This is a genomic window from Streptomyces sp. NPDC101151 (assembly GCF_044768335.1).
Taxonomy (GTDB): domain Bacteria; phylum Actinomycetota; class Actinomycetes; order Streptomycetales; family Streptomycetaceae; genus Streptomyces.
Genome location: NZ_JBIWPP010000012.1, coordinates 171,223 through 196,488, shown reverse-complemented (window position 1 = coordinate 196,488; position 25,266 = coordinate 171,223). Strand labels below are relative to the sequence as shown.

At 72.1% G+C, this 25,266-nt stretch carries 22 protein-coding genes and 1 pseudogene; 7 read left to right on the top strand and 16 right to left on the bottom strand.

The window, feature by feature from the left end; translation table 11 throughout:
- Window positions 1-14: 14 nt before the first annotated feature.
- Window positions 15-452 carry a DUF1992 domain-containing protein gene (locus ACIRU3_RS23510; protein ID WP_404059352.1) on the bottom strand — a complete coding sequence of 146 codons (438 nt, stop codon included), beginning with the start codon at window positions 450-452 and terminating at the stop codon, window positions 15-17.
- A gap of 117 nt (window positions 453-569) precedes the next feature.
- Here ACIRU3_RS23510 and ACIRU3_RS23505 point away from each other — a divergent pair, with 117 nt between their 5' ends.
- On the top strand, window positions 570-962 hold the full coding sequence (locus ACIRU3_RS23505) for a hypothetical protein (protein WP_404059350.1): 393 nt from the start codon (window positions 570-572) through the stop codon (window positions 960-962).
- Between the two features lie 18 nt (window positions 963-980).
- On the opposite strand, the gene ACIRU3_RS23500 is transcribed toward ACIRU3_RS23505, so the two are convergent.
- The 6 genes and pseudogenes from ACIRU3_RS23500 to ACIRU3_RS23475 form a co-directional block, all read right to left on the bottom strand.
- Window positions 981-1,652, bottom strand: coding sequence for an O-methyltransferase (locus ACIRU3_RS23500; RefSeq protein ID WP_404059347.1), 672 nt, complete (start codon window positions 1,650-1,652; stop codon window positions 981-983).
- Between the two features lie 73 nt (window positions 1,653-1,725).
- Window positions 1,726-2,076 (bottom strand): hypothetical protein, encoded by a 351-nt coding sequence (locus ACIRU3_RS23495; protein ID WP_404059345.1) that lies wholly within the window; start codon window positions 2,074-2,076, stop codon window positions 1,726-1,728.
- 378 nt (window positions 2,077-2,454) lie between these two features.
- A pseudogene (gene proP, locus ACIRU3_RS23490) lies at window positions 2,455-3,830 on the bottom strand (glycine betaine/L-proline transporter ProP).
- Between the two features lie 414 nt (window positions 3,831-4,244).
- A complete protein-coding gene (locus ACIRU3_RS23485; protein WP_404059342.1) occupies window positions 4,245-8,456 on the bottom strand; it encodes a caspase family protein in 4,212 nt (1,403 codons plus the stop codon).
- Entirely contained in the window at window positions 8,453-9,307 is an 855-nt protein-coding gene (locus ACIRU3_RS23480; protein ID WP_404059339.1) for an alpha/beta fold hydrolase, read from the bottom strand. The genes ACIRU3_RS23485 and ACIRU3_RS23480 overlap by 4 nt, the downstream gene beginning before the upstream one ends.
- Before the next feature lie 31 nt (window positions 9,308-9,338).
- Window positions 9,339-9,719, bottom strand: coding sequence for an ATP-binding protein (locus tag ACIRU3_RS23475; RefSeq protein WP_404059490.1), 381 nt, complete (start codon window positions 9,717-9,719; stop codon window positions 9,339-9,341).
- Between the two features lie 126 nt (window positions 9,720-9,845).
- Here ACIRU3_RS23475 and ACIRU3_RS23470 point away from each other — a divergent pair, with 126 nt between their 5' ends.
- Together ACIRU3_RS23470 and ACIRU3_RS23465 are read left to right on the top strand one after the other, a co-directional pair.
- Window positions 9,846-10,673: a helix-turn-helix domain-containing protein gene (locus ACIRU3_RS23470; protein WP_404059336.1), complete on the top strand. Its 828-nt coding sequence runs from the start codon at window positions 9,846-9,848 to the stop codon at window positions 10,671-10,673.
- Entirely contained in the window at window positions 10,654-10,911 is a 258-nt protein-coding gene (locus tag ACIRU3_RS23465; RefSeq protein ID WP_404059333.1) for a DUF397 domain-containing protein, read from the top strand. Before ACIRU3_RS23470 ends, ACIRU3_RS23465 begins: the two co-directional genes overlap by 20 nt.
- On the opposite strand, the gene ACIRU3_RS23460 is transcribed toward ACIRU3_RS23465, so the two are convergent.
- Entirely contained in the window at window positions 10,895-12,064 is a 1,170-nt protein-coding gene (locus ACIRU3_RS23460) for a steroid 3-ketoacyl-CoA thiolase (RefSeq protein WP_404059331.1), read from the bottom strand. The two genes, ACIRU3_RS23465 and ACIRU3_RS23460, sit on opposite strands and share 17 nt — an antisense overlap.
- A gap of 283 nt (window positions 12,065-12,347) precedes the next feature.
- On the opposite strand from ACIRU3_RS23460, the gene ACIRU3_RS23455 reads away from it, so the two are divergent.
- Window positions 12,348-13,583, top strand: a complete 1,236-nt coding sequence (locus ACIRU3_RS23455; RefSeq protein WP_404059487.1) for a cytochrome P450 — start codon at window positions 12,348-12,350, stop codon at window positions 13,581-13,583.
- 163 nt (window positions 13,584-13,746) lie between these two features.
- Here the strand turns inward: ACIRU3_RS23455 and ACIRU3_RS23450 are convergent, their stop codons facing one another.
- From ACIRU3_RS23450 to ACIRU3_RS23415, 8 genes are all read right to left on the bottom strand, one after another.
- Entirely contained in the window at window positions 13,747-14,445 is a 699-nt protein-coding gene (locus tag ACIRU3_RS23450; protein WP_404059328.1) for a YoaK family protein, read from the bottom strand.
- Between the two features lie 94 nt (window positions 14,446-14,539).
- Window positions 14,540-14,953: a transglycosylase SLT domain-containing protein gene (locus ACIRU3_RS23445; protein WP_404059325.1), complete on the bottom strand. Its 414-nt coding sequence runs from the start codon at window positions 14,951-14,953 to the stop codon at window positions 14,540-14,542.
- 338 nt (window positions 14,954-15,291) lie between these two features.
- Window positions 15,292-16,119, bottom strand: coding sequence for an ECF transporter S component (locus ACIRU3_RS23440; protein ID WP_404059322.1), 828 nt, complete (start codon window positions 16,117-16,119; stop codon window positions 15,292-15,294).
- A complete protein-coding gene (locus tag ACIRU3_RS23435) occupies window positions 16,116-17,912 on the bottom strand; it encodes an ABC transporter ATP-binding protein (protein ID WP_404059319.1) in 1,797 nt (598 codons plus the stop codon). Before ACIRU3_RS23435 ends, ACIRU3_RS23440 begins: the two co-directional genes overlap by 4 nt.
- Complete coding sequence (locus ACIRU3_RS23430; RefSeq protein ID WP_404059316.1) at window positions 17,909-19,084, bottom strand: energy-coupling factor transporter transmembrane component T; 1,176 nt, start codon at window positions 19,082-19,084, stop codon at window positions 17,909-17,911. The genes ACIRU3_RS23435 and ACIRU3_RS23430 overlap by 4 nt, the downstream gene beginning before the upstream one ends.
- Complete coding sequence (locus tag ACIRU3_RS23425) at window positions 19,077-19,739, bottom strand: SCO2322 family protein (protein ID WP_404059314.1); 663 nt, start codon at window positions 19,737-19,739, stop codon at window positions 19,077-19,079. Before ACIRU3_RS23425 ends, ACIRU3_RS23430 begins: the two co-directional genes overlap by 8 nt.
- Window positions 19,736-20,962, bottom strand: a complete 1,227-nt coding sequence (locus ACIRU3_RS23420) for a prenyltransferase/squalene oxidase repeat-containing protein (RefSeq protein ID WP_404059311.1) — start codon at window positions 20,960-20,962, stop codon at window positions 19,736-19,738. The genes ACIRU3_RS23425 and ACIRU3_RS23420 overlap by 4 nt, the downstream gene beginning before the upstream one ends.
- 363 nt (window positions 20,963-21,325) lie before the next feature.
- Complete coding sequence (locus tag ACIRU3_RS23415; RefSeq protein ID WP_404059308.1) at window positions 21,326-22,372, bottom strand: hypothetical protein; 1,047 nt, start codon at window positions 22,370-22,372, stop codon at window positions 21,326-21,328.
- A gap of 249 nt (window positions 22,373-22,621) precedes the next feature.
- Here ACIRU3_RS23415 and ACIRU3_RS23410 point away from each other — a divergent pair, with 249 nt between their 5' ends.
- The 3 genes from ACIRU3_RS23410 to ACIRU3_RS23400 all read left to right on the top strand — a co-directional run bounded on the left by ACIRU3_RS23410 (window position 22,622) and on the right by ACIRU3_RS23400 (window position 25,263).
- The gene (locus tag ACIRU3_RS23410; protein ID WP_404059305.1) at window positions 22,622-23,251 is read left to right on the top strand and encodes a helix-turn-helix domain-containing protein; all 630 of its coding nucleotides are present in this window, start codon (window positions 22,622-22,624) and stop codon (window positions 23,249-23,251) included.
- 102 nt (window positions 23,252-23,353) lie between these two features.
- On the top strand, window positions 23,354-23,953 hold the full coding sequence (locus ACIRU3_RS23405; RefSeq protein WP_404059303.1) for a hypothetical protein: 600 nt from the start codon (window positions 23,354-23,356) through the stop codon (window positions 23,951-23,953).
- Complete coding sequence (locus ACIRU3_RS23400) at window positions 23,953-25,263, top strand: MAB_1171c family putative transporter (RefSeq protein WP_404059484.1); 1,311 nt, start codon at window positions 23,953-23,955, stop codon at window positions 25,261-25,263. Before ACIRU3_RS23405 ends, ACIRU3_RS23400 begins: the two co-directional genes overlap by 1 nt.
- Window positions 25,264-25,266 lie beyond the last annotated feature (3 nt).

Genomic DNA, 25,266 nt, shown 5'->3' with positions numbered 1-25,266 from the left:
GGCGCGCCGGACGGCTACCGCCCCGCCGGCTCCGGCCCGTCTCCCGGTGCGGCCGCCCTGCGCTGCCGCCACTCCCGTACGACGTCCTCGACGTCGTACGGCTTCTTGCCCAGCGGCGGGCCGGGCGGCGGCTTGAACATCATGTCCCGGATCTTCACGTTGACGTCGGTGATGATCTTCCGGACGATCCGTTCCGAGGGCGCGGCGTAGGCCGCCGCGAGCGCGTCCTCGGCCTCCTTGCGCAGCGCCAGCGCCGGGGGCAGCACGGCGAGTCCCTCGCGGGCCATCTTCCGTTTGATCCACCACAGTTCGTCGTACGTCGAGTCGAGTTCGGCGGGCAGCGGCTCGCCCGAGCCCGGCAGCCGGTCGAACTCGCCGCGCTGCTGGGCATCGCGTATCTGGTGATCGATCCAGGATTCGAACGGGACACCCGGTGGCTTTCGCTCGGTCATGAGCCCATTGTGCCGGACGCGGCCTGGCCGGGCGTTTTATCATGCGGCGGCGGTGCCTCGAACCGGCCGCCGTGCAAGGACGTTTCCGACGTCGCAGCTTCTTCAGGGGGAACCCACGTGCTCGAACTGACCATGGCCGTCGTCTCCGGGGCCGACGCGGGCGCCACGGCCGGCATGACGATGGCCGAGGCGCCCAGTGAGCCGGGTGCCGCCCTCCGGGTGGGCCGGGACGGATCCATGTGCCGGCTGGTGACCCCCGAGGACTGGCTGTTCGTCTCCCGGGTCCACCTGGAGTTCCTGTGCGGCCCCGACGGCGGCTGGCAACTGTCCTGGCTGCGCGGCTCGCAGGCCGAGCCGTCCGCCGAAGTGCGGCTGATCGTCGGCGAGTACGCGCAGACCGTGGCCTACGGCGGGACCGTGGCGCTGCCGCGCGGGGGCTCCGGCGAGATCGTCGTCCAGGACCGCACCGCGCCGCGCAGCGTCAACGTGGGCTTCTACCACGAGGAGTGAGCCCCGGCCCGGGAGGGCTCAGCCCAGCACCCGGGCCAGCGCGAAGCCGTCGTACCCCTTGCTGCCCACCGTCTGGACGGCCGTGCCGGTCAGCCTGGGATGGGCGGCGATCAGTTCGATGGCGGAGCGGGTGCCGACGATGTCCGGTTCGCTGCTGTCGGCGTCGGCGACCCGGCCGCCGCGCACCACGTTGTCCACGACGATCAGGCTGCCTCCGCGGGACAGCCTGAGCGCCCACTCCACGTAGTGCCGGTTGTTGGCCTTGTCGGCGTCGATGAAGACCAGGTCGAAGGGGGCCGGGTTCTCGTCGGCGAGCTTGGGCAGCGACTCCAGGGCCGGCCCCACCCGCACCTCGACGATCCGCTCCAGGCCGGCCCGGGCGATGTTGCGGGTGGCCACCTCGGCGTGCCTGGCGCTGTACTCCAGCGAGATCAGCCTGCCGTCCTCCGGCAGGGCGCGGGCCAGCCAGATCGTGCTGTAGCCGGCGAGGGTGCCGATCTCCAGGATGTTCCGGGCGCCCTGGATCTCGGCGAGCATCTGGAGGAGCTTGCCCTGGGTGGCCGTGACGCTGATGTGCGGCAGCCCGGCGGCCTCGCTCTCGCGCAGGGCCGCCTGGAGCACATCGTCCTCCGGCGAGAGATGGCTGCTGAAGTAGAAGTCGACGTCGTCCCAGAGCTGCGACCCGCTCATGCGTCTGCTGCCTTTCCCGAGTGTGTGCTCGAGTCTCTTCCCGAGGCTCCTTGGCACTTCTCCCTGAATGGTCTCAGCCGAGCGGCGCGGAGGGGGTGATCGGCGGCGGGGGCCGGACGGGCGGCGGCGGAATCACCGCCCGTCGGGAGCGTCGTACGACGAGCAGCGCGACGGCCGCGACGGCCGCCGGCAGACCGCCGCCCACGGTCAGCAGCCATGCGGGGATCCCGGCCACCTCGCTCAGCCGGTCCTCGTGGATCACCTGCCGGACGGGTGTGTCGGCGCCCGTGCGGTGCAGCTCGTGGTCGCCGGAGATCCGGGCCGGGTCCGGGAAGCGCCGGGTCAGGGCCGTCAGGTAGGGCGTTCCCGTCGCGAGCCTGCCCAGCGCGCCGGCCGGCGAAGACCACCTGGGGCTGGTTTCCACCGATCGACGTGCGCGCGGCGGTACGGCCTGAGGCCGGGTACGGCGCTTGTGCGGCAGGCGGCACCCCAACCCTTTGGGGGCGCGGGGAGCTGCGCGACCGGCTTCCACGCACTCGCGGCGGCGGTACGGCCTGAGGCCGGGTACGGCGCTTGTGCGGCAGGCGGCACCCCAACCCTTTGGGGGCGCGGGGAGCTGCGCGACCGGCTTCCACGCACTCGCGGCGGCGGTACGGCCTGAGGCCGGGTACGGCGCTTGTGCGGCAGGCGGCACCCCAACCCCTTGGGGGCGCGGGGAACTGCGCGACCGGCCCCCACGCACCCGCGGCCGCGGGACAGCCACCAGCGCGGCGGCGCCACCGCGGCCGAACCACCGAGCGTGCTACCGCGGCTCCACCGCAGGCGCCGACCCCGGCAACGGCAGCCCCGCCGACTCGCTCATCCGCCACACAGCGAACCCGCCCACGACAGCCGCGGCCATCATGTAGTACGCGGGCATCATCATGTTCCCGGTCGCCCCGATCAGCGCCGTGACCACCAGCGGAGTCGTACCGCCGAACAGGGACACCGACACGTTGAAGCCGATGGACAGGGAGCCGTAGCGGACCCGGGTCGGGAAGAGCGCGGGCAGCGCGGCCGGCATCGCCGCCGTGAAGCAGACCAGCAGCAGACCCAGCGCACTCATGCCGAGCGCCACGGCCACCAGGCTGCCCTGACGGATCAGCAGCAGTGCCGGGATGGACAGGAGCAGGAAGCCCGCGCAGCCCGCGGCGATCACCGGGCGGCGGCCGATCCGGTCGGTCAGCGCACCGGCGAAGGGCTGCACGATCATCATCAGCGCCATCACACCGAGCACGACCAGCAGACCGTGCGTCTCGTCGTACTTCAGCTCGCTGGTGAGATAGCTCGGCATGTACGACAGCAGCATGTAGTCGGTGACGTTGAAGACCAGCACCAGGCCCATGCACAGCAGCAGAGCCTTCCACTGACCGGCGACCATCTCGCGCAGCGGCACCTTCGGACGGCTCGACTCCGCCTTCTCGACCTCGGCCGCGAACGCCGGGGTCTCCTCGAGACGCATCCGCAGATACAGCCCGATGATGCCCATGGGGCCCGCGATCAGGAACGGGATCCGCCAGCCCCAGGAGAGCATGTCGTCCGAGGAGAGCAGGGCCGTCATCAGGGTGACCAGACCCGCGCCGCCGATGTAGCCGGCCAGCGTGCCGAACTCCAGCCAGCTGCCGAAGAACCCGCGCTTCTTGTCCGGCGCGTACTCGGCGATGAACGTCGAGGCGCCCGCGTACTCGCCGCCGGTGGAGAAGCCCTGCACCAGGCGGGCGGCCAGGAGCAGCAGCGGCGCTCCCACGCCGATCGTTGCGTACGACGGGATCAGACCGATCGCGAAGGTGCCCACCGCCATCATGATCATGGTGAGGGCGAGGACCTTCTGGCGGCCCACGCGGTCGCCCAGCGGGCCGAAGACCATGCCGCCGAGGGGGCGGACCAGGAAGGCCGCGGCGAAGGCGCCGAACGTCGAGAGCAGCTGTGCGGTCGGGTTGCCGGAGGGGAAGAAGACCTTGCCCAGGGTGACCGCGATGTAGCTGCCACACCGAAGTCGAACCACTCCATCGCGTTGCCCAGCGCGGCCGCCTTCACGGCGCGGCGGACGAGGGCGGGGTCGGTCACGGTGACATCGGCACGGGCCTGTGCGGCTCGTGGGGTCTTCAGAAGCGGGGTGACGGCTGTGACGGTCGCCAAAACGGGGCTCGCCTACCTTTCGACGGGGACAGGGACGCGGCCCGGACATCGGCGGTGACGTTCGGGGGCCGAAAAGCGACCATAGGGGGAGTTCCGCTCATTACGTCCCGTACGCAGGTCGATGCATAGTGCAGCTAAATGGCGCGTATGCAGGTACGTCTGTCCGCTTTCGTGCGGACGCTCCGGCCCCTCGCTGTGATCCTTCTCGCCCCCCAGGGGCGCAACCTCACCCCCCTCGGACTGTCGTCATCCGGACAAAAGGAGGGGGACGTCGGGCGAAGCGGGGGGTCGCCTGCGTCTTCCTGCAGGGGTCTGCTCTTCCAGGGGCCGCGGGCGCGTACGGCGGCCGCGGTGGCCGTGGGGGAGGAGCGGGCGGCCCGGGAAGCGACTCCGGCATGATCGGCCGGACAGGCCTCAGCGCCGGGCGAACACGGCCACGTCGTTACCGAAGGCGCAGGCCAGGTGGCCGGATTCGTGGAGGGCCACGGCTCGGCACTGGTCCGGGACCTGGATGACCGCCGTGGCGGTGCCGGTCCGCAGGTCCCAGATCCGCACCGTCCTGTCCAGGGCTCCGCTGACGAGGACGGGGTGGCCGTCCAGTTCGGCGCACGCGAGGGCGGACACCCTACCGGTGTGCCCGGTCATCGGGCGTCCGACCGGACGGCCGGAGCTCAGGTCCACCACCTGTACCGCATGGCTCGCGGTGCCGATCACCGCCACAGGACGTTCGTCCAGCGTCGTGCACACCAGAGGATGGGCCCGGTAGCCGGGCACGCGGAGGTTCGCGAGGGGGTGGCGGCCGGCGAGATCCCAGATCCACAGGGTCCCGTTCCTGGAGCCGAGCACAGCGACCCCACGGCCGTCCAGGACCGTGCAAGTGATCTCTTCCCATTCGACGTTGTCGCGGCCGTCGGGCGTGAACAGGTCCTCGAACTCCCCCGATGCGCAGTCGAACATCCACACGTGGCTCCGGCGTGTGACGCCGACCGCGACCGGGCGGCCGTCCACGACCGTGCAGGCGTGGCTGTGGAAGCCGCTGGACGGGATGCGGCGACTCGTGGTCAGGCCGGTCCTGGGGTCCCACACCATGAGGGTGAAGAGGTCACTGGTGACGGTGACCGGAGGCCCTTCGGGTCCGGAGCAGGACACCGACCCACCTTGCATGGGCTTGCTCACGGGACGACATGTGGCCATGTCCCAGGCTTGTGCCGTGTCACCGGACCCTGTGACCAGGGTCGGCCGGTCGTTCATCGTGGTGACGCCCATGGAACCGACCGTCCTGGTGTGCGCGACGACGGGGCTGCCGACCAGCTGACGAGCGGACAGGTCCCAGACGCGCACGGTGCCGTCGGACGAGCCGGTGACGGCGACGGGTTCTCCTGCCGATGCCGTGCACACCGTCACCGACCGGACCTCGGAGGTGTGACCACGCAGCGAAGGCTCCATCTGCTGGTGGGTGGTCAGATCCCAGATCCGTACTCCGGCATCCCCTGCGGCGGCGATCACGACCGGACGACCGGCCAGTTCCGTGCACACAAGTGCCGGGTTCCACGTGCCCTTCCCCCGCCACTCGCCCAGCTGCCTGCGCGTCTCCAGGTCCCAGATGTGCAGTTGCCCCAGCGCCGTACCGCCGACGGCGACCGTGCGGTCCCCCCAGGTCGTGCATGCCAGGGACACGGGCCGGATGTACTGCTCGTCCTCCAGCGGCCCCAGCTCCTTCCGGGACACCAGGTCCCACACCCGCAGCAGGCCGCCCCTCGAACCCACGACGGCGACGGGGCGGCCGTCCAGTACGCCGCAGGCCAACGCGCTCACACTGCCCCCCATCGGCAGGGGAGAACCGTCGGGCCGGCCGGTGGTCAGGTCCCAGACGCGCACTGTGCCGTCGACGGAGCCCGTGACGGCGATCGGGTGGCCCTCCGACTCCGCGCAGGCCAGGTGCTCCACGTTGCCCGTGTGGCCGGTGAACGGCGCTCCGACGGGTCGGCCGGTGGCCAGGTCCCAGATGCGCACTGTGCCGCCGATGGTGCCTGTGACGACGATCGGGCGGCCCTCCGACTCCGTGCATCCCACGGCGAACACCGCGCTGTCGTGGACGAACGGGTCTCCGACAGGCAGGCCTGTGGTCAGGTCCCAGATCCGTACGGTGCTGTCCCGTCCGCCCGAGACGGCGACGGGCCGGCCGTTCAGCTGGGCGCAGTCCACAGCTTCCACGGAGCTGCCGTGGCCCACGAAGACATGTCGCACGCTCCCCGACACCTGCGAGCCGGAGGCGCCGACCGGCACCCAACCGCCGCTTTCCAGTTGCCCGTTGAATGTCTCGATCCCGGCCGGTTTATTGAACCGCGCGGCGTTGACCGCCAGAATCTGCCGGCGCCCCCGCACGTCCAGCCCGCGATGCACGTCGATCGACGTCAGATAGATCGCCGCGTGCAGCCGTGCCGTCTCGCTCTCCGCCTTCAGCAGGTGCGGAGCGAGCCGGTCGCAGTCCGCGTGGGCCAGGTAGTCCGGGTCGGCCAGGACGGTGTCCAGCAGACCGGCCGTCGCCGCATGTGTGGCCAGGTGGCGCAACGCGTAGGGGTGCGCCCGCCCCCAGTCCCGCGAACCGTCGAGGCCGTACGGCACCGCCCGCCGCAGACCGTGTGCGAACGCCGCGTGCGCCGCCCCCGTGTCCTGCCCCTGCCGCAGATACTCCGCCATCGCCTCGTGGTACAGCCGGTACACCGACCGCCCGTCCTCCACGGCCTCCACCATGTACGCGCCCGCGTCCCGGCGCAGCCGGTGGATGTCCTGGTTCGTGTACCGGGCCACGCCCGACAGTTCCGACGCGACCGGGGCCCAGATGTCCTCCCACGGCAGGCCCTGGCCCTCCGCGTACGCCAGGGGCCGCAGCAGGTCCAGGACCGTCCTCGCCCGGTCCGCGCCGAAGCGCTGGTGCAGGTCCCTGTGCATCGCGTCCGCCGCCGCCCGCGGCAGCGACCGGCGCCAGGCGGCGTCCCCCGGATCCGGCAGCGCCCGCGCCGCTGCCAGTGTGCCCGCCGTGATGCGGGCGACCAGGAAGGAATGGCCCGCCGCCGTGGCGACCGCGTGCGCCACGCCGCGGAGGCGGTCGTTGTCGCAGTGGACGTAGGGGGAGGCGGGGTGCGCGTCCAGCAGATTGCGGATCGTGTAGGCGAGGACCGCCTGCGGGTCGGCGTACCGCGGCGTGTCCAGGTCGATGTGGTCCTCGCGCCGCAGGCCCAGCGACGGGAGCAGATGCGGCCGGGTGCCCAGCAGCAACCGGAGCCGCGGTCCCGCCAGTTCCGTCAGCGGGCGGAGCACCTGTCCGCACAGCGTCTCCGGCGTCACCGCCTCGTCCAGGCCGTCGATCAGGATCACCCGCGGACGGCTGGACCGCGGGGCCGCGTCGAGGTGGTTCAGAAGGTCGGCCACCGACTCCACCGACGGCAGGCGCAGGGCCGCCGCCAGCGCCCGTACCACCTGCTGGTCCGTGAGGTTCTGGGCGTAGACCGCGGTGCGGATCGCCCGCTTCGGCGGCAGCTGGGCGCCGGTCAGGCCCAGTGACGCCAGCGGCACCGTCCGCCGGTACTCCGGGTCGCTCACCGCCGCCAGCAGCCCGAGGACCGCCGTCTTCCCGGACCCGGGGCCGCCCGTGACGACCGACGCGGGCCGCGCGTCGGGCAGTTCGGCGAGCCAGGACGTGATGTCCTCCAGCGCCCGGTGACGCCCGGAGAACCACCATCCCACCTGGTGCTCGTCCCGGTGCCCCATCGCCCGGCGCAGCAGCCGCGTACGGAACTCCACGCCCCGCCTGTCGTCCTGCTCGTCCCACTCGGCGGCCTGTTGGAGAGCCAGGTCGGTGTGGGACAGCCGCGGGGTGTGCTTGGCGTTGGGGAGAAAGGGCGGGATCTCCCCGGTCAGTCCGATGATCTCCAGCCCGATGTGCTGGAAGTCGGGGCGTTCGGGATTGGTGCGGGTGGCGTTGACCACCGCGTCGAGGGCCAGCCGGTCGGGGCTGTACCCGGCGGTGGCCAGGCTGGTCACCGCCTCCCCGAACAGCTCCGGGAAGGCCCCGGTCCGCGCCAGCTCCCGCGGCTGGGCCGACGTCACGACCGCCAGGCCCGCGTCCCCCTCCCGCCAGTCGTTCTTCAACCTGGCCATGGCGGAGACGAGTTCGTTGCCGCCCTGCCCCGAGAAGCAGGTGTCCAGCATCAGCAGCAGCCGCCGTACCTTCGTCCCGGCCAGGATCTTGCGGGCCAGCGTGCTCGGCAGCAGCGCGTCGTACAGGTCGTCCGGGTCCGTGTCGGAGGTGAGCAGGACGTATTCGCCGCTGTCCAGGACCTCGCCGTGGCCCGCGAGGTACACCGCCACGATGTCGTCCGGGCGGCGCTGCGGAGCGCGGCAGAAGTCCCGCAGCTCCTGCAGGAGTTGGGCCTTGGTCGGGTTCAGGCCGAGTTCGGAGACGTGCTGGTAGCCGAGTTCGCCGGTGAACAGGTCCACCATCCGGCGGCGGGCCTCGGTCAGACCGGGGCGGTCCCACTCCAGCTCCGGCGGTGCCTTCGGGTAGTGACCGACCGCCGTGGCGATCAGGAAGCGCCGCGGTTCCTGCGATCCGCGGTCGCTCATGCCGGCTCCTCCGCCAGCCCCTGAGCCACCGCCTCGCCCGTCTCCCGTGCGGTGAGGTAGAGCGTCGCGTCATGTGCGTGCGAGCCGTTGTGGACGGCCTTCCCGCGCACCCCGGTGCCGAAGAACAGCGACAGGTCCCGCACCGCGGCCACCACGTCGCCCTCGTCGACGACGTTCGTCCAGCGCAGTGTGGACGCGTCGCCCGGCCAGCCGCCCGGCTCGGGCAGCAGCCGCTCGTAGATCATCCGCATGCCCAGCGGCGATCCGACGGTCACCAGCGCCCGCACCCGGTGGTCCCTGCGCGCGCACAGCGCCTCGTAGGCGATCACCGACCCCAGCGAGTGCGCGACCACGACCCGTGTGTCCGGGCCGATCGCCTCCTCGACCCTGGCCCGCGCCGCCTTCCGCAGGCCCTCGTCCAGCAGATAGCGGCGCACCTGCTTCAGGTCGAGGACCAGGGCCCGCAGAGAGACGTCGGCGAAGAAGCGTGAGTGCTGCAGCACCCGCAGCGCGGTCTGCACGGCACGCGGCGACCGCGCCAGCGTGTCCGCGCCCGGCGGCGGCACCCCCGGATCGGTCCTGGCGCAGTCCGCCCACCACTCCATCAGCAGCTCGGTCTCGATGCCGTCCTCGACGTCCTCCGCCGTGTACAGCGGGTCGCCCACGGCCAGGGTGTGGCCGGGCGGCCGGAACAGGTCGCCGTAGAAGGCCACATGGAGATCTCCCCGCACGAGCGCCGGACCCCCGGCACGCTCCAGGCCGTCGGCGAGAGCGGGCTCCCAGTCCTTCAGCAGCGTGTTGCTCCCGAGGCGCTGCTTGCCCACACCGTGCACACCGACTATCCGCGCCATCGTCTCGTCCCCCGAGCCTCGCAAGTCCCCTTCACTTTAATGGGACCTGCCCCCCACCACACTCGAACCAGACGGTCTTGCCACCGCACCCCGCGGGCGACACGCCCCACTTGTCGACCACGGCGTCCAGCAGCGCTAGCCCGCGTCCGCCCTCGGCATCGGGATCCAACTCGTCGGAGACGGCGGGCAGGTGCGGGCAGCGGTCCGTCACCTCCACCCGCACCCCTGCCGTCTGCCGCACCACCACCAGAGAGCAGCGGCGGTCCGGTACATGCCGCACGACGTTGGTGACCAGCTCACTGACGGCGAGTTCGAGACTGTCGGTCAGCCGCGTCAGCTCCCACTCGTCGAGCAGCGAGCGGACGATCCGGCGGATGTGGTGCACGGAGTGCTCGCCGACCGTGAGGTTCATGCGGTACTGAGGGGTCCGGGGAATGTTGAGGTTCACGGTACGAGGCTGACCTCGCGCGACTACTCTGGGCTACGGATCGGATACAACGGGTCCCGCTGTGGGCCGAGTTGTGAGAGGGGACCGTACGTGACCCACATCAACGTCCTCGACCCGGGCGCCTCGCCGCTCGACTACTACGGTTACGAGCTGCGCCGATATCGAGAAGCGGCCGGTCTGACGCAGCGGCAGCTCGGGGACGTGGTCAGTTACACCGGATCGCTGGTCGGTCAGATCGAGACGGCCAGAAAGCTGCCGACACCGGAGTTCAGCGAGCGGGTGGACGCGGCGCTGGGGACGGGCGGGTTGCTGTCCCGGCTCGTCACGCTGGTGATGCGGAGTCAACTTCCTGCTTGGTTTCGGCAAGTGGCGGAGTTGGAGTCGCGGGCCACCGAGATCTGTACTTTTCAGATGGGCATGGTCCACGGTCTCCTTCAGGCCGAACCGTACGTGCGCGCCACGCTCGGCACCATCGACGAGACCAACCTCGACGACCGGACCGCCGTACGACTGGCGCGTCAGCGCATCTTCGAGAAGGAGGAGCCTCCGGTCTTCTGGATGATCCTCAGCGAGGCTGCCCTGTACCAGGAGATCGGCGGCGCGGACATCATGCGCGGCCAACTGGCTCATCTGTTGTCCTCCGAGGGCAACCCTCGGATCAACGTCCAGATCCTGCCGTTCTCGGCCGGGGCGCATGCAGGACTCACAGGCTCGTTCACCCTCTTACGCTTCGTCGGCGATCCGACCATCGTCTATACGGAGGGGTATGGCAGCGGGCATCCGACCGCGAATCCGGACACCATCAAGGACTGCTCGCTCCGTTACGATCATCTTCAAGCCGCCGCTCTGTCCGTCAAAGACTCGGCGGAGTTGATCCGGCGCGTGATGGAGGACCGCTATGGAGAGCAACTGGCGTAAGTCCAGCTACAGCAGCGATCAGGGCGGCGAATGCGTCGAGTGCGCACCCCTCGGTGGCCTGGCCTGGCTGAAGTCGTCGTACAGCAGTGATCAGGGCGGCGATTGCGTGGAGATCGCCGACGCCCCCTGCGCCACCATCGCCGTCCGAGACTCCAAGAACCCGGCGGGACCGATCCTCACGATCGACCCCGCCGCCTTCACCCGCTTCCTGGGCTGGACCTCTACAGCCGCTGAATGATCGTCCCGGTGGCCAGCCCACCGCCCGCGCACATCGTGATGAGCGCGAACTCCTTGTCGGCGCGCTCCAGTTCATGAAGTGCGGTGGTGATCAGGCGGGCGCCCGTCGCCCCCACCGGGTGCCCCAGGGCAATCGCACCACCGTTGACGTTGACCTTCGTCAGGTCCTGCTCGAAGACCTGGGCCCAGCTCAACACCACTGACGCGAAGGCCTCGTTGATCTCGACGAGGTCGATGTCCTTCAGGGACATGCCCGCCTTGCCGAGCACGGCCTTCGTCGCGTCGATGGGGCCGTCCAGGTGGAAGTGCGGGTCGGCGCCCACCAGGGCCTGGGCGACGATCCGCGCCCGGGGCTTCAGCTTCAGAGCGCGGGCCATCCGCTTGGAGGCCCACATGATCGCGGCCGCGCCGTCCGAGATCTGTGAGGAGTTCCCGGCCGTGTGGACGGCCGTCGGCATCACCGGCTTCAGCCGCGCGAGCGCCTCCATCGAGGTGTCGCGCAGCCCTTCGTCCTTGTCGACGAGGCGCCACATGCCCTGCCCGGCGTGCTGCTCCTCCTCGGTAGTGGGCACCTGCACCGCGAACGTCTCCCGCTTGAAGCGCTCCTCCGCCCAGGCGTGGGCCGCCCGCTCCTGCGAGAGCAGGCCGAGCGAGTCCACGTTCTCGCGGGTCAGCCCGCGGTGCCGGGCGATCCGCTCGGCCGCCTCGAACTGGTTGGGCAGGTCGACGTTCCACTCGTCCGGGAAGGGCTTCCCGGGCCCGTGCTTCGACCCCGAGCCCAGCGGCACCCGTGACATCGCCTCGACCCCGCAGCTGATCCCGACGTCGATCACACCCGCGGCGACCATGTTGGCCACCATGTGCGAGGCCTGCTGCGAGGACCCGCACTGGCAGTCCACGGTGGTCGCCGCCGTCTCGTACGGCAGTCCCATGGTCAGCCAGGCGGTGCGCGCGGGGTTCATGGACTGTTCGCCGGCGTGGGTCACCGTGCCGCCGACGATCTGTTCGACCGCGTCGGCGGGGATGCCGGTGCGGCCGAGGAGTTCACGGTAGGTCTCGCCCAGCAGATAGGCGGGGTGGAGATTGGCGAGCGCGCCGCCGCGCTTGCCGATCGGGGTGCGTACGGCTTCGACGATCACGGGTTCCGCGGCCATGGGGGTGCGTCCTCTCCTCGGTCGCCCGCGCGGCGCAGGGGCGTCCCGGCCCGCCCGCCACGCAGAACTAGAACGCGTACTAGTTCTGTCTGCAGTCTGCTGACATCGTGTCCACTGTCGCAAGGGTCGTGCAGCCTCGGAAGTCGCGATCTGCACGAATTACACACGCAATTGGGGTCGCCGCATGTCTTGCCACTTGTAGAACCCGTTACTACCTTCACGGCAGCCTGTATTCCTGATGAACCGTCAGATGGATCGTCAGCACGGACGACGGGAGCCGCCGATGCACTGCCCCGCGCTGCCCGACGGGTTCGACTTCACCGACCCCGACCTGCTGCACCACCGGGTGCCCCTCCCGGAGTTCGCCGAGCTGCGCCGCACCGAGCCGGTCCGCTGGATCCCGCAGCCGCACGGCCTCGCGGGCTTCGCCGACGACGGCTACTGGGCCGTGACCCGGCACACGGACGTCAAGTACGTCTCCACGCACCCGGAGCTGTTCTCCTCGACCCTCAACACCGCGATCATCCGCTTCGGCGAGCACATCGAACGCGACGCGATAGACGCCCAGCGGTTCATCCTGCTGAACATGGACCCGCCCGAGCACACCCGGGTGCGCCAGATCGTGCAGCGCGGCTTCACACCACGCTCCATCCGGGCTCTGGAGGACCGCCTGCGGAACCGCGCCCGGGCGATAGTCGAGGGTGCCCGCGCCCGTTCCGGCCCCTTCGACTTCGTCACCGAGGTCGCCTGCGAACTGCCCCTGCAGGCCATCGCCGAGCTGATCGGCGTACCGCAGGAGGACCGGTCCAAGATCTTCGACTGGTCCAACAAGATGATCGCCTACGACGACCCCGAGTACGCGATCACCGAGGAGGTCGGTGCGGAGTCGGCCACCGAGATCCTCGCCTACGCGATGAACATGGCCGCCGACCGCAAGCAGTGCCCGGCCCACGACATCGTGACCACGCTGGTGGCGGCGGAGGACGAGGGCAACCTGAACTCCGACGAGTTCGGCTTCTTCGTGCTGATGCTGGCGGTGGCCGGCAACGAGACGACCCGCAACGCGATCACCCACGGGATGCACGCCTTCCTCACCCACCCCGAGCAGTGGGACCTCTTCAAGCGTGCGCGCCCGGCGACGACGGCCGAGGAGATCGTCCGCTGGGCGACCCCGGTCAACGCCTTCCAGCGCACGGCCACCCAGGACACCGAACTCGGCGGGGTGCAGATCCGCAAGGGCGACCGGGTGGGCCTCTTCTACGCCTCCGCCAACCACGACCCCGAGGTCTTCACGTCCCCCGACGCCTTCGACATCACCCGCGATCCCAACCCCCACCTCGGTTTCGGCGGCGGTGGCCCCCACTTCTGTCTGGGCAAGTCCTTGGCGGTCCTGGAGATCGACCTGATCTTCCAGGCGATCGCCGACGCCATGCCGGAGCTGCGCCTGGTCGGCGACCCGCGCCGGCTGCGCTCGGCCTGGATCAACGGCGTCAAGGAACTCCAGGTCACCACGGCCTGACCCCCGAACGGGGCCGACGGCTCCCGGCGCCGCCGGCCCACCCCGAGGGAGGCAGGAACATCCCGTCCCTATGCCCGGTTCCTGCCTCCCCCGCGGCCGCTGGGTGATTCGTATGTGCCGGGGATCCGGGCCGCGGCGCCGCCCGGCCAGGCCAGGCCCCTGGTCATTCCCGCCCGGAGGCCGTCACCGCCAGGATTCCCGCCGCCAGCGCGGCGATCAGCAAGGCGATGCCCAGGTTCTGGTGGATCACCAGCCACGCACCGACCAGGGCGCCGACGAGCATGGCGATCACGGAGGCCGTGCGACGCGGGGAGCGGCGGCCGGAGCCGCCGCCGGCCCGGGAGTCGGCGGCGAGGCCGGTCAGGGTCATGGTCAGCACCGTCGTGGTGAGATCGGCCACGCCCAGCTTGCGGACCGTGGCGTTGCGCAGGCCCATCGCGAAGGCGGTCAGGGCGATGAGCGCGTACGTCGTACCGGTCCTGCCCGGTGCCGCGAAGGCGACCGCCGCCGACGCGCCGACCAGGAGCGTCTCGCCCGCGAGGGTCAGCCGGGTCCAGCGCCGTCTCGATCCGCCGCCGCAGCGCGCCGCGAGCCGGCCGCCGGCCACCGCACCCAGCAGGAAGCAGCACAGGGAGGTCGCCGTGTGCGGCACGGAGAAGCCGGGTGCCCCGGCGGCGGCGAAGCCCAGGACCACCACGTTGCCGGTCATGTTCGCCGTGAAGACGTGCCCGAGTCCGAGATAGCTCACGGCGTCGATCAGGCCGCTGACCACGGTCAGCCCCAGCAGGACCGGCACCAGGCGCAGACCGCGTGCCTCGGGGTCGTCCGGCGTCGCGTCGTCCGGCTTCGCATCCGCGTTCACCGCCCCAGTTCAGCACGGGAGCGTGCGGGAACGCCGAAGGCGGCGGCCCCCAGGATCGGGGACCGCCGCCTTCGCGTGCGTACGTGGGCCGTTCTCAGTACCAGCCGTTGGCCTGCCAGAAGCTCCAGGCCTGGGCGGGGCTGCCGTAGCGGGAGTTCATGTAGTCCAGACCCCACTTGATCTGGGTGGCCGGGTTGGTCTTCCAGTCGGAACCGGCCGAGGCCATCTTGGAGCCCGGCAGGGCCTGCACGAGGCCGTAGGCACCGGAGGAGCCGTTGGTGGCGCTCGGGTTCCAGCCGCTCTCGTGCTCGACGATCTTGCTGAACGCGTTGAACTGCGCGGCGTCCGGAATCATCTTGTGCGCGATCGCCTGGGCGGAGGAGGCCGCAGCGGGCGCGGCCTGGGCGGGCGCCGCGCTCAGTGCCATGCCGGCGGTGGCGGCGGCCACGGCGGCGACGGTGAGGGCCTTCTTCGGGGAAGCGATGCGGCGGATGAAGGAGACGGACACGGAGAACCTCTTGCGTCGGGGACAGGGGATCGCCCCGTATGCCGGAGCCACCCGTCGTGCGGTGGCCGTATACGTCGGCGCCGCGACCCGTCCGGGTTCGTGGTGCCTGGCGACGTCGTCCACAGAACCAGGCCCGGGACCCGTCCGCAATGACCCCTTTTACTAGTTGTGGCCGGATCGGCGTGAAAGGTCGTTTGTGTGTCCTGGGTCTCAATGTGCAGGTCGGAAGGGGTGTGGGAAGGGATGTATCGGACATAAGGGGCAACGATCCCGGATCGTAGGTGACGTGCGTCATGTGGGGTGGTTCACCGGGCACGTGACGACGTGGATGCGAGCCCTCACGCAGGGGGAGCGTCGAATGTGACCGCGGTCTCGAAAGCGGCACGCCGGGTGGCCCGGCGGAGCGCACGCAGCAGTGCCGGGCCGAGGGCCAGGGTCAGTACGACGGTGCAGATCGCCCGGCCCAGGTCCCAGCCGAGGGAGGTGGCCAGGCAGTAGGCGACGAACCGGGCCAGGTTGGCGGGGACCGCCGCCTGCGGGTCGAAGGCGATGTTCGAGGTCAGGGCGCCCATGAAGGGCCAGCCGGCCAGATTCATGACCGTGCCGTAGGCGAAGGCCGCCAGGAAGCCGTAGACCGCCAGCAGCAGGAGTTCGCCCCGGCCGCGGAGCCGGACCTGGCCCGGCAGGAGCCCGGCGCCCATGGTGAACCAGCCCATCGCCAGCATCTGGAACGGCATCCACGGGCCGACCCCGCCCGTGAGCAGCGCGGACGCGAACATCGTCACCGAGCCGAGGACGAAGCCGAAGCCGGGCCCGAGCACCCGCCCGCTGAGCACCATCAGGAAGAACATCGGCTCGATCCCGGCCGTGCCCGCGCCGATCGGACGCAGTGCCGCCCCGGTCGCGGCCAGTACGCCCACCATGGCGACCGCCTTCGGGCCCAGACCCGACTCGGAGATCGTCGCCGCCACGACCGCGACCAGCAGGACCAGCAGGCCGGCGAACAGCCAGGGCGCGTCCTCGGCGTGCGCGCTGAGCTGCGAGGCGGGCGGGGCGAGGAAGGGCCAGCAGAACGCGACCACGCCGACCGCGCTGACCAGGACCAGGGCGGCGACGGAGCGGGGGCCGAGCCGGACGGCGCGGACCCGGGTCTGCGACGCGGTCATGCCAGGGCCTCCCGGACCTCGGTCACGGTCAACCACGGCTGTGGGGCCAGGATCTTGGTGACCTGCGGGGCGAAGGACGGGGACGAGACCACGATCTCCGCCGTCGGGCCGTCGGCGATCAGTTCGCCGTCGGCGAGCAGCACCACCCGGTGCGCGATCTCGGCCGCCAGTTCCACGTCATGCGTGGCCAGCACGATCGCGTGCCCCTCGGCGGCCAGCCCGCGCAACACCGTGACCAGGCGGGCCTTGGCCGCGTAGTCCAGACCGCGCGTCGGTTCGTCGAGCAGCAGCAGGGGCGGACGGGCGGTCAGGACCACCGCCAGGGCGAGCGCGAGACGCTGGCCCTCGGAGAGATCGCGGGGGTGGGTGTCGTCCGTGATGTCCGGCAGCAGCTGGGGCACCAGGGCCCGGCAGGTGCCGGACTCGGCACCCGCGTCCCGGTCGGCGGCCGCGCACTCGGCGCCCACCGTGTCCGCGTACAACAGGTCACGCGGCTCCTGCGGGACGAGACCGACCCGGCGCACGAGGTCGCGGGGCGGCATGCGGTGCGGTACGGCCCCGCCGACGAGGACCGTTCCCGCGCTGGGCTCCACCAGCCCGACCAGTGACCCGAGCAGCGTGGACTTCCCGGCACCGTTGCGGCCCATCAGCGCGACCGTCTCGCCCGCGGCCACCGTCAGATCGACGTGCCGCAGGGCGGTGATCCGGCTCCGGCGCACGGCGAGGGAGCGGACTTCCGCGATGTGCGGGGCAGCGGCGGGGGCGAGGCCGGTCACCGTGGCCGCGGCCCGGCGGAACAGGCGGCGCCGGGGGGCGGGCACACGGGTGCCCGCGCGGGGCGCTTCGGCGGCGGGGGCGGGGCTGTCCGGGCGCGCTTCGGCGGCGGGCGCGGATCCGGGGGAGCGGCCCTCGGTGGCGGGTGCGGCCGCACCGCGGTGACCCTCGGCGGTGCTCCGGGCCGGGCGGCCCGGCCGGGCCAGGGCCAGGCGTTCTTGCAGTTCGGCGGCGCGGCGGCGGGCGTCGCGGACCGTCAGCGGCAGCGGGGTCCAGCCCGCCAGCCGGCCCAGGTCCACCACCGGCGGGTACACCGGGGAGACGGCCATCAGCTCGGCCGGGTCACCTTGGAGCGGGGCGGCGCCCGGAGCGGGCATCAGGACGACCCGGTCGGCGTACTGGATCACACGTTCCAGGCGGTGCTCGGCCAGCAGCACCGTCGTACCGAGATCGTGGACCAGCCGCTGCAGGACGGCCAGGACCTCCTCGGCGGCGGCCGGGTCCAGCGCCGAGGTCGGCTCGTCGAGGACCAGCACCTGCGGATGCGGGGTGAGGACCGAGCCGATCGCGACCCGCTGCCGCTGCCCGCCGGAGAGCGTGGCGATCGGACGGTTGCGCAGGTCGACCAGGCCCAGCAGATCCAGGGTCTCCTCCACCCGCCGCCGCATCACCTCCGGGGCGAGCCCCAACGACTCCATCCCGTAGGCGAGTTCGTCCTCCACGGTGTCCGTCACAAAGTGGGCGAGCGGATCCTGCCCGACCGTGCCCACCACGTCCGCGAGTTCGCGCGGCTTGTGCGTACGGGTGTCCCGGCCGGCCACCGTGACACGGCCGCGCAGGGTGCCGCCGGTGAAGTGCGGGACCAGTCCGCTGACCGCGCCGAGCACGGTCGACTTGCCCACCCCGGACGGGCCGACGAGCAGCACGAGTTCACCCTCGGGCACCTCGAAGTCCACGTCCCGGACGGTCGGTTCGGCCGCGCCCTCGTAGGTGACGCTGACCTCCTCGAAGCGGATCACGACGGCTCCTTGGAGTCCTTGGGGACGACGAACGCGGGCAGCAGGGCCAGCAGGACGGCCGCGGCCGGCCAGAGGGGGAGGGCGGGGGCGACCAGGGGGACGACTCCGGGGTCCAGCGCGTCCGGATCGCGTACCGAGGCGAGCGCGAGCAGCGCGGCCACCGCGGCACCCGAGCCGGCGACCAGCCACGCGTGCACACCCCACGGCTCCGGGCGGTACCGGGTGCGCGGGGTGCGGCGGCCGCCCAGGCGCAGGCCCGCGAGCGCGGCGGCGACGCCGGCCGCCAGCACCGGCAGCCCGTAGGTGCCGCCCTCGGCGGTGAGCAGCCCGTACGTTCCCGCGCACACGCCGAGCAGGCCGCCGAGGGTGAGCGCGGTCGTCGTACGGCGCACCCGGGCGGGAACGTCGGCGGTACGGCCGTAGCCGCGGGCGTCCATCGCCGCGGCGAGGGCGACCGAACGCTCCAGCGCGCCCTCCAGGACCGGCAGTCCGACCTGGAGCAGGCCCCGCACCCCCCGGTCCGGGCGGCCGCGCAGCCGTCGGGCGGCGCGCAGACGCTGGACGTCGGCGATGAGGTGCGGCGCGAAGGTGAGCGCGACGACCACGGCCACACCCGTCTCGTACAGGGCACCGGGCAGGGACTTGAGCAGGCGGGCCGGGCTGGCCAGGGCGTTGGCCGCGCCGACACAGATGAGGAGGGCGGCCAGCTTGAGGCCGTTGTAGCCGGCGAAGAGAAGGGCTTCCGCGGTGACCTGACCGCCGAGACGGATGCCCTGCGCCCAGTGGGGGAGAGGCACTTCGGGGAGCGTGACCAGCACGTGGGTGCCGGGGATGGGAGAGCCGAGGACGACCGTGAAGGCCAGACGGACGAGGAGCACGGCGGCGGCGAGCTTGACGAAGGCGGTGTAGGACCGGGCCCAGGGAGCGGCGGAGCGGTGCGTGGCCACGACATAGCCCGCCGCGGCTATGAGCAGGGCGAGGAGGAGGGGGTTGGTGGTGCGGGTGGCCGCCGTGCCCAGGCCCAGGGACCAGAGCCACCAGGCACCGGGGTGCAGCTGCGCGGCCGCGAGCGCCCCAGCGGGCCGCGGGGAACTGCGCGGCCGGCCCCCACCGCCCCGGACACCGGAACGGCCCGCGGCACGGCGGCGATACGACGCACCGCCGCTACGCATTCCTGCGCCGCCGGGCCTGCCACACCGCCGCTCCGCCCAGGAGCACGACCACACCCACACCGACCGGCAGCCCCAGCGAAGGGCCGGACTCGGACCCCTTCTTCTCCTGCTTCCGCTCCGCCGCGGCGCTCCCCCCGCGCCCCGTACCGTCCGCCGAGACCTGCTCCCCGCACCCCTTCCGCGGATAGCCGCCGATCGCGCACAGCAGCGCGTTGGTGTCGTAGCGCAGGGGCTTGGCGGTCGCGGCCAGGGCCTCGGCCGACGTCGCGTCGGGAGAGACGCGGGCGCAGGCCGTACGGCGGGCCGACGGGGTCTCGCCGGACGGGGCGTCCGCGGCCGTGCCGAAGTCGATGACGAGGGCCACCCGCTTCGTGCCCGGCTTCGCGGGCGTCCCCGCGCAGATCGTCGCGAAGTCCGCCGTGCCGCGCGGCCGGCTCGCGTCCGCGGAGTCCGCGCTCACCGCGAAGCGGAAACCCTGGACGGCACCGTCGTCGGGACGGGCCGTCGACGGGCCCTCCGTGGCGTACGCCCAGTGGCCGCCGTCCCGCTCCCAGAAGGACCAGTAGCGGTATCCGGCGGCGTGCGCCCCGGCGGCACCGGCGACGAGGAGGAGCGCGGCGGCCACGAGGGCCGCGGCACGGCGGACGACGATCACGGCTGCTGCTTCTTCCGGCGGCCGCTGTACAGGAAGCCGATGCCGATGCCGGCGACGAGGCCGACCCCGACGATCACCCACACGTTGGTGCCCGAGTCCTGGTCGTTCTGCTTGCCGGACTCCTCGGTGTGCGTGGCCGCCTTCGGGGCCGGGCCCGTGGCGTTGAGCGCCCGTGCCAGGTCAGTGCCGCCGAAGGTGCGCGGCTCGGCGCCCACCGCGTGCGCGGCGAGGATCAGCTGGGCGTAGGCGGCCGGGCCGCTCTGCTGCGCCCACTTCACCGCGTTCTTCTCCAGCCAGGCGTACGGCTTCTTGGCCTGTGCACCCCAGCCGTCCGCCGCGAGCGCCACGACCGCGTCCGCGGTGTTGCCGTAATCGGGCTGGTCCTCGGCGCCGGGCAGGACGGACTTCAGGTACCCGTCGTCGTGCAGGGCGTCCGAAAGGTATGCCGAGGCGTTGTTGGCCACCTCGGCCGGGGTGAGCGGCTTGTCGGAGTTGGCGCAGGCGTAGCCCTGTTCCGGGGCCTTCCCGGCCTCGGTCACGAACCCCTTGCCGAGCGCACCGAGCACCGCGGCCGCCGTCGCGTCCGCGTTGGCGGCCGACTTGCCCTTCTTGTCCGGCTGGTAGGGGAGCGCTCCGGCTCCGGCTCCTTCGCAGGGCAGCGACCACTTGGCCAGCAGGTCGTACGGGGTCCTGTCCCCGGTACGCAGCTGGGCGGGGTCCTGGCCGGCGGCGGCGAAGGCGCCGATGACGACGCCGGTGGAGTTCGTGTCGCTCGGGGCGCCCGGCGAGTAGCCCCAGCCGCCGTCCTTGTTCTGGATCGACTTCAGCCAGGCCGTCGCCTTGCGGACCTCGCCGTCGTGCCCGCCGAGCGCCTGCAGCGCCTGGACGGCGGCGGCCGTGCTGTTGGTGTCGGGCTGGGCGCCGCCCTTGCCCTCGCACGCCTTGGCGGTGTCGGCCCGGAACGCCGCGAAGCCGCCCTTGTCGCACTGCTGCCCGACCAGCCAGTCGACGGCCGAGGTGGCCGGACGGTAGCCGAGGGTCCGCTGGGCGAGCAGGGCGAGCGACTGGCGCCAGACACCGTCGTACGTCGGATCGGCCTTGCCGAACAGCCCGGACGGGATCGTCACCTTCGGGGACGGGGACGGGTCGGCGGCCGTGGCGGGCGCGGCTGCGGCCAGCACGCCTACGGCGGCGAGAGCCGCGGCACTGCGGCGGACGTTCATGGTCGGCGACTGCCTCTCCTGCGGGGAACCGGCAGCGCACCGGAACCCCGGGCGGCTCGGCTCCGTAAACCTCGACGGTGCCGTACGCGACGGGCCGCCGCGCACGCGAGCCGGTCAACGTCCCGTGCGGGGCAGTCCGGCGCACCGTCGGGTGACGGGCTCACGGACCGGGATCTCCCCGGTTCGGGCGAAGCCGAGAATTGGGGAAGGGTCAGCGCCGGAATTGCACCGGCTTCCCCCCGTACAGGTGTGATGACGACCCCGCCACCTTACCGGCACCCGTGCACGGGCCGAGGAGTGGCTGTGGGCACACGGGGGTCGTGACCGGGGTCACGGGCCGGGGCCGTCCCGGGCGGTGGCCCCTCACGCAGCGTGCGGCCGGGCCGCCGGAGCGACGGCGGCGCTCAGGTGGCGGGCCATGCGGCGCAGGGTGTGTGCGCAGTCTGTCGGGGTTTCGCCCTCCGCGACCCAGTGCGCGAGGCGGTCGGCCTGGGCGGCGTGCGAGGCCGCCGTGACCCGGTCGCCCGGATGCCGGGTGAGGACCATGCGCTCGGCCGACGGCTCGTACGCGGCGGCGGGGTCCATGTCCAGGTGGGTCAGACGGCCCGTCGCCGCCGGGTAGGCGAACTGGATCGCGGCCGCTCGCTGCCGGGTCGGGGCCACGTCCGGGAGCCGGCCGGTGGCCAGGGCGGCGGCGGCTCGCGCGAGGTCGACACCGGTGGCCAGCTCGACCAGCAGCGGGATCAGATCGCCGGGCAGGTGCGGCACCACGTCCGTGACACGGGGACCGCGGGCGGTGAGGCGCAGACCGATGTGGACCACGGTGTGGGCGAGACCCAGCGCGCGCACGGTTCGCTCCACCGTGTGCCGCAGGAAAGGGTTGTGCAGCAGGCCGTCGTGGGCGTGCACGGAGTGCCGCAGCGGCTGCCGGGCGGGCGACGGGCCCGGGGTCGTACGGGTGAGCGCGGCGATGCGGACCTCGTCGTCCAGGACGACGGTCTCGGCGGAGACGAGCGGCCCCTCGGTGTCCTCCCGGCCGGCCGGGGCGATCTTGTGCCGGGCGAGCAGCGTCCGCAACGCGGCCGGGTCGGTGCAGGCCGCGGCGGTCTCGTAGGAGAGGCCGGGCAGCGCTAATCGGTCGGCGATCCGGGCGGCGTCGGTCAGATGCTCTCCGGCCCAGGTCAGCACGCCGCGGACCTGGTGCCGTGACGCGTAGCGCGCGACCGCCTCGACGATGGCCGCCTCCTGGCCCGGGTCGGCCGTGATGTGGCCGGCCAGGTAGGGGCACGCCCAGGCGGGCGGGGCGGTGTCGACCAGCACGACCGGGTGGGCCGCCGCGATCCGCGCCAGCGGGTACGCGTCGTACGCGGCCCGGCGGCCGGCCCCGAGAAGAAGGACGCACTGCGGCATCGGAGGCTCACCTTCGTGGGGAGAAGGCGGACAGAGGAACGCCCCGGATGCTGCTCCCCCATAGGCAGCACCCGGGGCGGGTCGATCTTGCTCTCTGTGCCCTGATCCTCACCCACCGCACCCTCAACTGTCAACGATTACTGCCTATTTCGGCAGCCGGAGTTGTCACGTCTGGTCGGCGCCTGGACGACCGGGTAGCCTCGCGTCAGCTCAGCCACGGAACGGACGATGTGCCCAGGGGGGACCTCGGTGAGTGACGCCAACGCCCCGCTGGCCGACGTGCTGGAGCGCCTCGGCGAGCTGACCGGCCGGGCCGGCCGGCTGCCGGAGGTCCTGGACGTGGCCGGCCTCTCCTACCGCACCGGCATCCCCGTCGGTGTCGTCGTCGAACTGCTCTCGGGCGGCCGGGCACCGGAGGCCTGCCTCGCCCAACGGGTGCGCCAGCGACTGGACTTCATCCGCGAGACCCGGCGCAGGCCCGACGGCAAGCGGTACTCGCTGGACGAGCTGGCCAGGATCGCCGGAACCAGCCGGCAGTGGCTGAGCGAGTGGCGCAAGAGCGGTATGCCGAGCCTTGAACACACCGACCGGCTGCGCCGGTTCTTCGGACTGCCCGCGGGCTTCTTCACCGCGGACGAACAGGAGGCGCTGTACGAGGCACTGCAGCCGGAACTGCAGTGTCTGGAGGCCGAGGCGGACCCCCTGCTGCGGCTGCGGGAGAGCGGACTGGTCCGACTGGCCGCCCGCGCACCGCAGATGAACGCCCATCAGCTGGCCACCCTCGCCGACCTGGCGGAGATGATCATCGCGTCCGAGCGGGCCGGGAGGTCCGCGGACGCCGGCAGCGCCGCGGACCTGAAGGGCGCCGGGCGTGCCTGATCGGTTGCTGGCTGTAAACAATCGTTCCTTATACAGGAACGTATCGTTCCAGCCCTCCCGGCTCTATGGTCACCGCACGCCCGATGACCGCGAGGACGACGAATGAGCCGCGACAGATCGCCGATGTCCCGCAGGCCGACGAGATCGCCGAAGCGGTTCCTCGACCGGCTCGTCCGTGACACCGCCAGGACGCTGACCCCGCCCACCGAGCCGAAGGCGTTCCTGCACGCGGTCTGCGCCACACTCAGCCCGCAGCTGGATCGCCCGGTCCGCCTGAAGTTCGTCACCTTCCCACCCGGCCTGGACGTCTCCGGAGTCACCTTCGCCATGGACGAGGAGTACATCGTCGTGGTCGAGGACCGGGCCCCGGACGAGCACAAGTTCGTCATCATGGGCCACGAGATCGGCCACATCCACTACCAGACGCTGGACGTGCACTATCCGGGCGGCATGCCCGCCGCGGCGCGCCGGCTGCTGTCCCGGGCCGAGGAGGACATCCCCTGGGAGCAGGTGGTCGCCGTGGCCACCCGGTCGCCCGCGGTGGCGGCGGCCGAGGCGGAGTGGGAGGCCGAGGAGTGCGGGCTGCGGCTGGCGGCGAAGTTCTCCAAGGTCGTCGGTCCCGGTGCGGCGGCCGGGCGGACGACCCAGGACACCCTCGCCGGCCGGCTGTCGTCCTCGCTGGGCAACATCGGCGGGCCGTGATGCGCTGGGACCTGGCGGGTTCGTTCACCGCCTACGCCGTCCCGGCCGTACTGCTCGCGGTGGCCTTCGTGATCAAGCTGCCGCTGCTGCGGCGGGCCTGGCAGGATCCGATCCTTCGGGCCACCGCGCTGCTGCTCGGTATCGGGGCGCTCGTCTTCGGCTCGCTGCCGCCGGGCAACCTGCACCGCATCAACCAGATCACCGGTATCCCCAACTTCGCCGGGCTGTGGGTGTATTCACTGCTCACCGCCTACTGCGGGGCCTGTCTGTGGCTGATCATCACCTGGCGCGAGCCCCCGTCCCCGGTCCGCCGCCGGCGCACCCGGACGGTCTGGATGGTCTACGCAGCCATCATCCTCGGGCTGTGGACGACCTTCCTGCTCGGCGACCACCATGCCGAACGGCTGCGGGACCTCGACACCTACTACGCCAACACGCCGTGGATGCGCGAGTTCGTGCTGCTCTACGTGCTCGGGCACATGGTGTCCGCGGTGGTCGCGGCGGGCATCCTGTGGGCCTGGTTCAAGGAGGTCGAGGACACCTGGCTGCGCCGAGCCGTGGTCTTCCTCCAGGTCGCCTACGCGCTCGGGCTCATCTTCGACGCGGCCAAACTCGCCGCGATCGGGGCCCGTTGGAGCGGCCGGGACGGGGACTGGCTGTCGACGTACGTCGCCCCGCCGTTCGCCATCGCCGAGGCGGGACTGGTCGCGGTGGGCTTCATCGCAGGACAGGCCGGCCCGGTCGTCGAGGAACGCCGGCGGCTGGTCCGCACCCACCGGCGCCTGAAGCCCCTGTGGCAGGCGATGCTGACCGTCACCGCGGCGGCCGCCCCGGCAACGGGCCGGGTCAGCGGCGCGGCCCTGCGCCTGGAACTGCGCCGGGCCACCATCAACGACGGCCTGCTCAAACTCTCCCCCCACCTCAGCCCGTCCCGCCGCGCCCGCACCCGTCAGGCGGCGACGGCAGCCGGCTATTCCGAGTCCACCGCCCGCGGCATCGCGGGCGCGGTGGACATCCTGATCGCGACGGAGACGCTGAGCCTGCCGGGGGTCGGGGACGGCCCGGTGGCGACGGGACACGCGGATCCGAAGCCGTCCGACCGCCCCGAGCCCGCACCCGCCCCCGGCGGGCCGTCCGACCCCGCCGCCGATGTCCCTGCCGCCGATGTCCGCGACACAGACGTCCGCGACGCCGATGTCCCCGACAGTGAGCTGGAGTGCATCGGGCGTGCTCTGCGGTTCCACTCGTCAGTCGTCGAAACCTTCCGCCGGGAGGCGGTCGCCGCCGAAGGCCTCGGCTTTCGTGCCTGACCT